At 39.5% G+C, this 11,529-nt stretch carries 8 protein-coding genes; 5 read left to right on the forward strand and 3 right to left on the reverse strand.

Annotated elements, in window-relative coordinates; all coding sequences use genetic code 11:
- Positions 1 to 693 precede the first annotated feature (693 nt).
- The 4 genes from tagD to J7E52_RS20375 all read left to right on the forward strand — a co-directional run bounded on the left by tagD (position 694) and on the right by J7E52_RS20375 (position 4,785).
- Positions 694 to 1,092 carry a glycerol-3-phosphate cytidylyltransferase gene (gene tagD / locus J7E52_RS20360; RefSeq protein ID WP_057278149.1) on the forward strand — a complete coding sequence of 133 codons (399 nt, stop codon included), beginning with the start codon at positions 694 to 696 and terminating at the stop codon, positions 1,090 to 1,092.
- Positions 1,085 to 2,248: a CDP-glycerol glycerophosphotransferase family protein gene (locus J7E52_RS20365; RefSeq protein ID WP_214750264.1), complete on the forward strand. Its 1,164-nt coding sequence runs from the start codon at positions 1,085 to 1,087 to the stop codon at positions 2,246 to 2,248. Before tagD ends, J7E52_RS20365 begins: the two co-directional genes overlap by 8 nt.
- Positions 2,249 to 2,529: 281 nt before the next feature.
- A complete protein-coding gene (locus J7E52_RS20370) occupies positions 2,530 to 3,570 on the forward strand; it encodes a C40 family peptidase (protein WP_214750265.1) in 1,041 nt (346 codons plus the stop codon).
- Positions 3,571 to 3,858: 288 nt separating this feature from the next.
- Positions 3,859 to 4,785, forward strand: coding sequence for an LCP family glycopolymer transferase (locus tag J7E52_RS20375; RefSeq protein ID WP_214750266.1), 927 nt, complete (start codon positions 3,859 to 3,861; stop codon positions 4,783 to 4,785).
- Positions 4,786 to 4,805: 20 nt separating this feature from the next.
- Here the strand turns inward: J7E52_RS20375 and J7E52_RS20380 are convergent, their stop codons facing one another.
- The 3 genes from J7E52_RS20380 to secA all read right to left on the reverse strand — a co-directional run bounded on the left by J7E52_RS20380 (position 4,806) and on the right by secA (position 9,672).
- The gene (locus J7E52_RS20380; protein ID WP_214750267.1) at positions 4,806 to 6,602 is read right to left on the reverse strand and encodes an LTA synthase family protein; all 1,797 of its coding nucleotides are present in this window, start codon (positions 6,600 to 6,602) and stop codon (positions 4,806 to 4,808) included.
- A 242-nt stretch (positions 6,603 to 6,844) separates the two neighbouring features.
- On the reverse strand, positions 6,845 to 7,297 hold the full coding sequence (locus tag J7E52_RS20385; RefSeq protein ID WP_214750268.1) for an SLAP domain-containing protein: 453 nt from the start codon (positions 7,295 to 7,297) through the stop codon (positions 6,845 to 6,847).
- On the reverse strand, positions 7,294 to 9,672 hold the full coding sequence (secA, locus tag J7E52_RS20390; RefSeq protein ID WP_214750269.1) for a preprotein translocase subunit SecA: 2,379 nt from the start codon (positions 9,670 to 9,672) through the stop codon (positions 7,294 to 7,296). Before secA ends, J7E52_RS20385 begins: the two co-directional genes overlap by 4 nt.
- Positions 9,673 to 9,922: 250 nt before the next feature.
- Between secA and J7E52_RS20395 the strand changes: the two genes are divergently transcribed.
- Positions 9,923 to 11,353, forward strand: coding sequence for an alkaline phosphatase (locus J7E52_RS20395; RefSeq protein ID WP_286197952.1), 1,431 nt, complete (start codon positions 9,923 to 9,925; stop codon positions 11,351 to 11,353).
- The last annotated feature ends 176 nt before the right edge of the window (positions 11,354 to 11,529 follow it).

Below are 11,529 nucleotides of genomic sequence, written 5' to 3' on the forward strand. Positions count from 1 at the left end.
GCCGTTCTTCCATGTTGCCAGAATGGATAGGGAATAGCAAAAACAATTCTCTTAATTGCATAGAAGTTTTCTTGACATCAAAGTTAACGCTTTCATAACAATACTTACACTTCATTAATTGGGTCCTTAAAAAAATGTTAGGCGATAGATTCTGGCCTATACATGCCATCATCTGTCCTTCATACGATTCTGCCACTTCAAGAGAAAACAGGGATTTATGAAGCTCCTCTAGTTGTTATCTCCTAAACGTGGTAAAATTGTTAATGGCTTATTCTGATTACAGCTAGAATAATGTTTTTTTCTTATCAATCGGTCAGCAGATTACTTCAAGTAATTTGAATATAATTATTTTTAAATACCATTCGGTATAAACTATACACTTCTATAGAACCTTATTATGCCCTACAAATTAGTCAACATTTAATTTTAGCTTAAAATATAATATTTACAATAATCATCAATGTAAAAATTGTGGTTTATTTGTAAAAAAATTGTGGTTTATTTGTAAAGCCATTAAGTTATAATTAGTAAGAGAATGTCATTACCTAAAAATGCATTCATTTTGCTTATAGTAAAACAACAAGCAGAATTGAAGTGCTAGTTGCCTGTTTATTGTTCCATTTCATATTCTAATAGACCAAATATATATTTTTGATTGAATAACAGTTTAAGAGTCTTAAAGGAGGAATAAAAATGAAGAAAGTAATCACTTACGGAACCTTTGATTTGCTTCATTGGGGTCATATCAATCTATTAAAACGCGCTAAAGATTTAGGGGATTATCTGATCGTTGCCATTTCCACGGATGAATTCAATGCTTTAAAAGATAAAAAAGCTTATCATAGCTTTGAAAACAGAAAAATGATCCTTGAATCAATCCGCTATGTGGATGAAGTTATACCGGAAGACAATTGGGAACAAAAGAGGGAAGACATCGTTCGTGAAGGTGTAGACATCTTTGTAATGGGTGATGACTGGAAAGGCCAATTCGATGAATTATCCGAAGTTTGTGAAGTGGTCTACCTTCCAAGAACAATCGGCATTTCGACTTCCCAAATCAAAGATGACCTTTTACAAGTTACTAATGGCTAAAGAATTCGCGATAGGGGTTTATCTTTTTTGTTTCAAAGTTTTATTCTCTATCTTTAAACTTTTCCCTTTATATGACAAAACGACCTTTGTCACATCATTCGGGGACAATTGCCAATATATCGCAGATGAAATGGACAAGCAGGACATTTCCGTTCAAAAAGTATTTTTAACGAAATCGGGCAGTTCTATACAAGTTAAGGACGATGGGGAAACCATCGTCCTTCCGTTTGAATCAAAAAATATCATGGCCATGATCCGATCGGTTTATCATCTGGCTACATCAAAATGGATTATCATCGATAATTATTTTGGCTTTCTTTCAGCTATTGCATTCAAAAAGCAAGTAACATGTGTTCAAGTGTGGCATGCAGCCGGTGCCGTTAAGCAATTCGGGGCAAAAGACCCTTCCATTCAAAACCGTTCAGCCGGTGCAAGGAAAAGATTTTTAGAGGTATATAATAAATTCGATTATGTTACGGCAGGTTCAGAGAGAATGGCCGAGATTTTTCAAGAAAGTTTTCAACTACCGGCATCCCATATCCTAAGGACCGGGATACCTCGGACCGATTTCTTTTTCAATGATGAATCAAAAAGAACTGCCCATAAGGCTTTGCTGGCCAAGTATCCAGAACTTGAGCATAAGAAAATCATGCTGTATGCCCCTACATTCCGTAATGACGGCTTGAACAACGGAGAGATTGCACTTGATTTGGAATTGCTCTATAAGGAACTTCAGGCCGAAAATTATGCGTTATTACTAAAACTGCATCCAGCAGTAAAAGCAGAGCATGATTTACAAGATAAATTCCCGGGATTCGTTTACCCTGTCAATAGTGAATTTCACGTTAATCAACTGCTTATCAGTACGGATCTTTTAATAACCGATTACTCATCGATACCATTTGAATTCTCTTTCTTGGAAAGACCCATGATATTCTTTGCATATGACTTAGAAAATTATGTGCAGGAACGGGGATTCTGGGAGGACTACTCCTCTTCCATGCCCGGACCCGTGGTATCTACCACAGAAGAGCTCTTAAAGAAAATCCGTGCCGCCGATCATTCCTTACTGAAGATCGCTTCCTTTAACCAAAAATGGAATGAATACTCCACAGGAAATTCAAGCAGGAATTTAGTCCATTTCCTTTTTAAATAAAACCACCCACTTCGTAAAACGAAGTGGGTTTTCATTTTTTCTAACGGAAATGCACCCTAAAAACAGGGACATTTTTACAGCGAATGACAAATGAAAACGCAAAACTCCTCAATGTGAAAAAAGACTCACATTATAGAAAATATTGTAGATTTCATCACTCAAATCCAACCAATATAAACCAGTAAAATACTACTATTTTCCCCTTGTAACAAAAATGTAATATGTTTAAAACCATTTAATTTGTTAGAATAGGGAAAAAGACATATTAGAGGTGGAAAATTGTGAAAAAAAGTGTTGTCGCATTTTCGACATTAGCCATGTTATCTTCGACTTTCGTTTCTCCTGCCCTTGCCGGTACATATACAGTCAAAAGCGGTGATAACTTAAGTAAAATCGCGCAGAAACATAATACGACGGTAAAAGACTTAAAACAGCTTAATAACTTAAAATCAGACTTTTTGAGAATCAATCAAAAATTAATTACACCCAACTCCAAAACAACATCTAATGCTTCTTCAGTTTCCGTGAAAAAAACAAAGAAAACCACATATACCATTGTTTCAGGTGATACCTTAACCAGGATTGCAAACAAACATAACCTTACACTTGCTGAATTGATGAAACTGAATAACTTAAAATCCGATAGAATTTATGCAGGCAACAAACTTATCGTATCTAAATCAACCACTACCACCACCATTGATTTACCCGGCAGCTCCAAACCATCCAATGTTACACAGACCCCAGCCAATTCGTCTACATACATAGTGGTAAAAGGCGACACCCTTTCCAAGATTTCCAGAAAAACCAACTTGACCGTAGCCCAGCTTAAATCAATCAACTCGTTAAAGTCCGATTTAATCAGAGTGGGTCAAAAACTAAAATTAAGTAAATCGGCAAGCACTGCCCCTGCAGATAATAACGATGTCGGAAAAGTGGAAGCCCCAAGTTCGGGAAACAAAGTGGCCAAGCTCGTTTCCGAAGCAAAGAAATTAATTGGTACACCGTATTCGTGGGCGGGTGCCTCCCCATCAGGTTTCGATTGCAGCGGATTCATTTACTATACGTTCAAGAAGGCTGGGTATGAAGTTCCGAGGCTTTCATCTTCCACATATTATGATATGGGTAAAAAGGTTACCTCACCGAAAAGCGGCGATCTTATCTTCTTTGCAACGGGTTCCAATAAATCAGTTGTAAGCCATATGGGAATCTACTTGGGCGGCGGGGAATTCATTCATGCCTCATCAAGCAAGGGAGTATCAATCAGCACTACTTCAAACTCTTATTTCAAGAGTAAAATCATCGGTTATAGAAGTTTATAAGATTTACTTGCCAGACTTTCTCTTAAAGTCTGGCAATTTTATGCAAAAGAATCATAGCTTCTTTTTCTCTGGTTATACTAGTAACGAAACATTCTAATGATGTGCTAACGAAGGAATTCGGTTTCTCTGGAATCCTTCGTTTTTTTTGGATAAAAAAAGGTAAATATACACTCTAAGTACAAAAAGAAACTATTCTATTTTTGACAAAAAAAAGGTATAGTTAAAAATACCGACTAGGTACTTTTTCACACCTTCCATTTTGTGGGATGGTTAAGGGAGGAATATTAAATGAGATCCGAACATAAAAAAAAGAAAAAGAAACGCAAAACGTTTAAAATAATCGGCTTCACCCTTCTTATCCTTATCATTGGCGCAGGTGTTTATGGCGCTTCAGTTTATAAATCATTAGCTGGTGCGATTTACACTATGCAGGGTACAGCCCATAAAACGGATAAACGTGCAGAGGACATCAAGTTCAAAAGCAAAGATCCATTTTCATTGCTGATTCTTGGTGTGGATGAAAGAGAAAATGACTCAGGTCGATCAGATACGATGATTGTCATGACGGTTAATCCTAAAAAAGAATCGATCGAGTTATTGAGTTTACCGAGGGATACGCGTACAGAGATCATCGGTAAAGGTACAAACGATAAAATGAACCATGCCTATGCATATGGCGGAGTTGCCATGTCGATAAATACAGTGGAAGCCTATTTGGATATTCCGATTGATTATTACGTCAAAATGAATATGGAAGGCTTTCAGGATATCGTGAATGCTGTTGGTGGCGTCACGGTCGATAATGATATGGACCTTACCTATAAAGGATATACTTTCAATAAAGGCTCAATAGACTTAAATGGTAAAGAGGCCTTGATTTATTCCCGAATCCGCAAGGAAGATCCCCGCGGGGATTATGGACGGCAAATGCGGCAACGCCAGGTTATCCAAGCTGTCATGAAAAAAGGGTCAAGCCTATCAACACTTACCAATTATGACGATATATTCGAAGCTCTAGGTAAAAACGTGGAAACCAATTTAAGTTTCAATGAAATGCTAAGTATCCAAAATAACTACAAATCATCCCTCAAAAATATTGAACAATATACACTTGAAGGTGACAATCAACGGGTAGATGGCGTTTGGTACAACATCGTTCCAGAAGATGTAAAGCTTGAAGCCCAAAATCGTGTGAAAACGCATCTGGGATTATAATGAAAGGGAGGATGGCCTTATCAGTCATCCTCTTTTTTTTCACCTTTTTTCTCTTCCTTCATTTGTTTAAAGTAATCCGAACGTATCACTTGATCACTCAGATCAATCTCCTTTTGGTCTTCTGTTGAAAATTCTTCGACCTTGCCTTCCCCATTTATTTTCATTTGAGAACCATAATCCCCTTTTAATGTCAAAGCATCGCCCTTTTCTCCATTCACCATGCTCTCCCCAAAGTATGAAGAACTCTTAATATTGAACAGATCATATAGAGTTGGTAAAATATCGATTTGGCCCGCTACCTTATCAATCGTTCTTCCTTCCATATCCTCCTGATAAATGATCACGGGAATGGGCATATATCTCTTTATCCACTCTTCATCGCTAATTTTACTGCCGTAATACGCTTCTACCTCGTGTTTATCTTTTAAAAATAGCCCATCATGATCTCCGTAAATGACAATCACGCTGTCTTTCAATTTCCCGTCATCCTTCAATTTCTTTACGAAATTCCCAATGGCTGAATCTGTATAATGAAGTGCTTCAAAATATTTAGTAAGGTAACTATTCTCTTTTCCAACTTCAGGCTTCAATGTTATCTGTTCCTTTGGTAGCGAAAAAGGTACATGGCTGGTCAATGTAACGAAAAAAGCGTAATAGGGATTTTGTTTATCTTTTAAGAAATCATAGCTTTGATTGAAGAAACTGCGGTCTCCCAATCCCATCGAAATCATCTCATCTTGCTGCATATCCTCTATGGAAAGATAGTCATCAAACCCTAGCGAGGGATATGCATGCTGCCTATTCCAAAAGTCTTCTTCATCTCCGTGGAATGCAAAACTTTGATAATCCGACTTTTTTAATTCCTTGGAAAGACCCGGAAAATCATTATAAGGAAACCGAAAAAAGGTCGCGCCCTGCTTTAAAGGAAATAATCCGGTATTCACGATCAGCTCCCCGTCGGATGAATTCCCGAATACCGTCTGTGGGTATACATGCGGGAAGTACAAACCCCCTTTCGCCAGTTCATTCATGAATGGCGTGACCTCCTGTCCGGCACTGCTTTGAAATAGTGGAAACGCCTGTAAGGATTCCACTTGGATGATAATGAGATTCTTCCCCTCCAAGGAGCCGGAATGGACATTTTCCTTTCTTTTCTTTTTATTGAAGTAATCAGAAACGACCTTCTTTTCTTCCGACGACATTCCATGCCTTCCCGAGTCAGTAAAGTAGGCATACGTATCCAATGCGTGATGACCGATCGGGCCCCAGTTTCGCAAGAAGGTATTCGCTTCGTATCGCTGGGTAATATCTACTTTGTCGATAAAAATATTCTTGACCGGCTTCAATCCTGCTATCATCAGGAATATTACGGCCGGAACAAGCGCCATATGCTTGAGGGGGTATTTTTTCTTCACAAATGACTCAGCTATTGGAATGCCTACCAGAAGAAAGATTGCATCCTTCATTTCCATCATACTGAATATACTTTCACCAAGCCCATTTAGATTGCTTTTTTGCATCCATAAATAGGACGTTATGGGCGTCGAATAATAGCGATAAAACCAGATGTCCCCAAGGAAAAAGACCATGATTGAAAGAAGGAAAACTGAAAAAATGATGCCTTTTACGATTCGATTCGGTATCCATTCCTTCAGATAAACAATAAAACCGGCAACACCGATGATTATCGTAATTATCCCGATAGAAAGATCGTTACCCATCCTATCATTCGTATAAATGAAAAGTATGGCCACAATTGAAAATGACACTATTTCAAATAGCCTCTCCTTCAATCGTTGATTATGGTTATTCTTCATGCTCCTGCCACTTTCCTCTTCATTATTTCCAAGCCTTGGTTAAGCCTGATTGCGGAAGATTACTTATAAATATTACTTAGCGTTGCCATTTATGAGAAATTGCACACAGAAAACGGCATAAATATTTGACACTAATGACTCTCCTTATAAACAAAAAGCCTTCATCACTAAAAGGATGAGGGCTTTGCTTTGGCAATCCGGCAAAAAGCTGCCGTTTGCCTCCAGATCATGCAGTTGTTTTCCTACTTTCCCTTCCATTCAAAAGCAATCTTCCAACCTTCATCAGGAATCGATTCCGCCAACATATCTCCTTCCTCGAATAAGAAACGCCATGGCATGCTTGAAAGTGCTGGAATCTCACCAAGCTCTGTTAGATCGAATGCCTTTTTTGCGAGGAATTTCCCATCTCCATCAACTAACAGTAAATCCACGATATCAAACCTGACAGCTTTCTCTAATGAATTTCGTAGAAAAGCCACTATGATTACATCATCTTCCATCCTATTCAGCTTGATGCCCGATATTGAAATTTGGTTCGGTTTTAATGCAGGCAGCCTTTGATGGTGGAATTTATAGACATATTCCTCTTGCTTGGAAATATCCCATACCTTGTGAAACATCAGGTCAGTATGAACGGTGTCATCCTGTTGTAGTAACTCATGAGATGCATGAACCCTTTTCTCAAATAAACTCATCGTTCTTCGCCCTCCAAAGCAACTGCATCTTCCTGATTGCTATTCATATATTCCATAAAGCCGGTGCTTATCTCCGTCTCAATTTTACTTAAAAGAAGGTTGAATTGACTGAGAGCTGCTTTTTCAAACAACGTATATGGGTCCTGCTGACCATATCCACTAAATCCAATTCCTTCCTTTACACTGTTCATTTCATCTAAATGCTTCATCCAATTTGCATCAATATGCTGCAGCATGAAGGCGCGTAACTGGTTTCCCCATTCTGCATCGTTTTGAAAGATCACCAGTCTTGATTCCAATTCACCTATAGCATCCAACGCTTTTCCTTCAATTCGGCCTTCTAAATCCTGCAAATCACTTGCCTGCCAACCCAACGACAGGAAAACAGGGGAAAGCTCTTCAATAAAGGCAGAGGAATCAGGTTCCACTATATGTTCAGGGGAATATTTCACTGTAAGCCGAGTAATGTATTTTTCGATATATTCAAGTAAAATGGCCGACATCCGTCCAGGCTCCATATCAAGAATCCGATCTCTCATTGCATAGATGATTTTACTCTGCTCATTTAATGCATGTTCTAACTTCAATAAATGGTAACGGCTTGATTGATGCATCTGCTCTACCGTTTCCTGAACCATTTTAACGAATTTATCGGGAGCGGGGCCGAGCACCAATCCATTTTCATCCGTTTTGATTTTCTTGATATAACGTTCGATTTCTTCTTCATCATAGTAATCAAACAAATCATCTTCCAAAGAAATGATGAATTGTGTTGAACCAGGATCACCCTGCCGGCCGGAACGTCCTCTTAGCTGCATATCGATCCGGCGGCTCTCGTGTCGCTCCGTACCGATAATATGAAGGCCACCGAATTCCTTGACATCATCCCCAAGTATTATATCCGTTCCTCTCCCAGCCATGTTCGTAGCCAGCATCACTTGATTTTTTTTCCCGGCATTCGCGATGATTCCCGCTTCATCCTCTTCCGTCTTCGCATTAAGGATTTGATGTTTAATTTTCCCCTTTTCCAGTTGAACCGAAATTTTTTCAGATTGCTCGATGGAGGTCGTTCCGATCAGAATAGGCCTCCCTTCATCATGAATCCGTTTTACTTCCGTGACGATTTTATTGATTTTGCTGGTTTCATCTTTATAAATCAAATCAACCTCATCAACTCGAATAATAGGCTCATTAGTTGGAATTTCAATGACGGGGAGCTGATATATTTCCCGGAATTCAGACTTTGACGGCATGGCGCTGCCTGTCATCCCAGACATTGAATGATATAATCGAAAATAATTTTGGACGGTAATCAAAGCCTGTGTTTCATTCTCTTCGGAAATCTCCAAGCCCTCTTTTGCCTCAATCGCCTGATGAAGCCCATCACTGAAGCTTCGCCCTTCCATCACCCTGCCTGTAAATTTATCGATGATTGCTATCTTTCCATCGATGACAATGTAGTCCACATCCAATTTCATGATTGCATGAGCTTTTAGCGCCTGTGTAACATTATGTAATAGCTCTTGATGCTCCATTCCATACAGATTGTCGATACCAAAGGCCGCTTCAATCTTGGAAGCCCCTTGATCCGTGAAAAAGGCAGACTTTGACTCGATGAAAATCTCGTAATCCTGATTTTCTATAAATGACTTCATGATTTGTGCCGTGATCTGGTGAAGCTCGGTTCCGTCGCTTGCCCTGCCCGCAATGATTAATGGTGTCCTCGCTTCATCAATCAAGATGCTATCAATCTCGTCGACAATGGCAAATCGGTGTCCTCTTTGTACCTTTTCTTCTCTTCGGTAAACCATATTATCACGCAGATAATCAAAACCGAACTCTGTTGCCGTTCCATATGTGATATCTGCCGCATACGCTTCACGTTTTGCAGCAGGCCCCATTTCGGAAATGTTCAAACCAACCGTCAATCCTAGAAATTCATGAATTTGTCCCATCAACTCTTTATCACGTCTTGCCAAATATTCATTGGCCGTAATAATATGGACACCATTCCCGTACAGTGCATGTAAATAGCTAGGCAAAGTGGAGACAAGCGTCTTTCCCTCGCCCGTATTCATTTGGGCAATGCCCCCTTCATTCAAGACAAAACCGCCTGCAAGCTGAACATCATGGTGCCTAAGATTCAACACTCGTTTAGAAGCCTCCCTTACTACCGCAAAAGCTTCGGCTTGTATATCCAATATATGATCACCAGCATCCAATACGCTTTTAAATCTATCCTTCATTCCGCTTAATTCTTGATCTGAATATCTTTCATATTTACCCTCTAGCCGATTCACATCTTCTACCAACTTATAAATCCTCTTTAAGTCTTTAGAGCTTTCATTGAAGAACCTTTTCATACTGGACAGCATAGGGTTTTCTCTCCTACTATTTCAATTGAACTATAGTGAAATTATATCAGTTATATATTTACTGTTTATTAATTATCACCTGTATATTGTAATTATATAGAAATTCTTTCTTTTTTTGAAAGATTAAATCACACAAAAAGCGACCGAGTGCCCATGCATAAAAGCTAACAGCGCTAAAAAGGTCAGGAAGGGGTTTTTTTATCGATTTATACAAATAATAGGAAGACTTTCACGCAATGGAGGATTACAGATGAATAATACATCCAGAAAATTCATTCATAAACTTGCTCAGCCTCATAACTTTGGATTATTGGTTCTTATTTGCTTTATTTGCATGAGCTCTCCTATTCAAGCAGAAACAAAAAACATCCCGAAGAATGTCATATTGCTGATTGGCGACGGCATGGGGGTAGGGGCAATGGAAATTGCCCGGCAATTGGAATATGGAAAGACAGGTGTCCTACATTTGGAAAAACTGGAGCATGTTGCCCTGATGCGCACGTATTCCGCCAATAATTTCGTCACCGACTCGGCAGCAGGAGGATCCGCGATTGCCACTGGTGTTAAAACCAACAATGAATCGATTGGAGTCGATGCCAATGGTTCCGAGGTGGATAGTGTATTGGATGCATTTCAGAACCATGGAAAAAAAGTCGGGATCATCTCAACCAATATGGTAGTCGATGCCACACCCGCTGCCTTTGGTGCAAGTGTTCCTAACCGCTGGACAGGTGGCGCGAATATCGCGAGGCAGCTCTTTGATAACCGGATCGACGTCATTCTCGGCGGAGGAGCCAGCTATTTCGAGGCGGATAAGCAGAATGGCGAAGATTTGATCGCAAAATTTAAACAAGCTGGCTATGGGATTACGACCACTAAAGAAGAACTTAGTTCCATTAATAAACCGGAAAAACTTTTAGGATTATTTCACCCTACCTATATGAACTTTAAACTGGATAAAGAAGTATTGCATTCTCAAGAGCCATCCCTGCCCGAAATGACTTCCAAAGCGATGGATATTTTATCTCGGGGTGATAAGGGATTCTTCTTGATGGCCGAAGGTGCGCGTATTGACCATATGGAGCATGCAGCCGATATCACTGGAATATGGAAAGAAACGATCGAATTTGACCAAACCGTGAAAGAGGTTGTCAATTGGGCAAAAAATCGAAATGACACCTTGATTGTTGTACTTGCGGACCACGAAACAATGGGAACCTCCGCTTCTGAAACAATGGATATCCCTGCATTGAAAAAAATCAGGGTTTCATCTGAATATATGTCCAAACAGCTCACATTCGATAAAAATAATGAAATCAATCCAGAAAGTGTCGTTTCCACATTCAAAAAGTATGCACATATATCCCTTACGGAACAGGAAGTCGATCAATTCATCGATAACGTAAGAAAGAATAAAACGCTTGTCTATCCACAGCATCAAATAGATTGGGAAATCGGAAGCACCATCGCCAGGCATCATAAGGCGGGTGTAGCTGATCGAAGCATACGGGCGGCCAGTTCCACAGGAGGGCACACAGCCAATATGATTCCCGTTTTCGCTTCGGGTCCAGGCAGTGAAGCCTTTGATGGAGTCATTGAAAATACGGATATTTCAAAAATCATCACAAAAGCCGCCGGTGTTCCGTTCACACCCGGGCAGCATAAAACAAAAGAGGAATGAATTCGTTACTTCCTCTTTTAAGATTCTATCTCATTAACTGGATTTTTTCGGTATTCTTTTCTTTTGAGGTACGTTTATTCAAGTTTTGTGGAATTCCCCCGAAGTTTGGGGGCAATTACTAACGAGTTTAATGGATTTACTCGTGAATTTGCGCCGTTTACTCGTGAGTTTGGTGC

Source organism: Bacillus sp. ISL-34, assembly GCF_018613325.1.
GTDB lineage: Bacteria > Bacillota > Bacilli > Bacillales > DSM-1321 > Peribacillus.

Coding starts and splice junctions, on each gene's coding strand:
- tagD (WP_057278149.1), top strand. CDS start 694: ATGAAGAAAGTAATCACTTACGGAACCTTTGATTTGCTTCATTGGGGT.
- J7E52_RS20365 (WP_214750264.1), top strand. CDS start 1,085: ATGGCTAAAGAATTCGCGATAGGGGTTTATCTTTTTTGTTTCAAAGTT.
- J7E52_RS20375 (WP_214750266.1), top strand. CDS start 3,859: ATGAGATCCGAACATAAAAAAAAGAAAAAGAAACGCAAAACGTTTAAA.
- J7E52_RS20380 (WP_214750267.1), bottom strand. CDS start 6,602: ATGAAGAATAACCATAATCAACGATTGAAGGAGAGGCTATTTGAAATA.
- J7E52_RS20385 (WP_214750268.1), bottom strand. CDS start 7,297: ATGAGTTTATTTGAGAAAAGGGTTCATGCATCTCATGAGTTACTACAA.
- secA (WP_214750269.1), bottom strand. CDS start 9,672: ATGCTGTCCAGTATGAAAAGGTTCTTCAATGAAAGCTCTAAAGACTTA.
- J7E52_RS20395 (WP_286197952.1), top strand. CDS start 9,923: ATGAATAATACATCCAGAAAATTCATTCATAAACTTGCTCAGCCTCAT.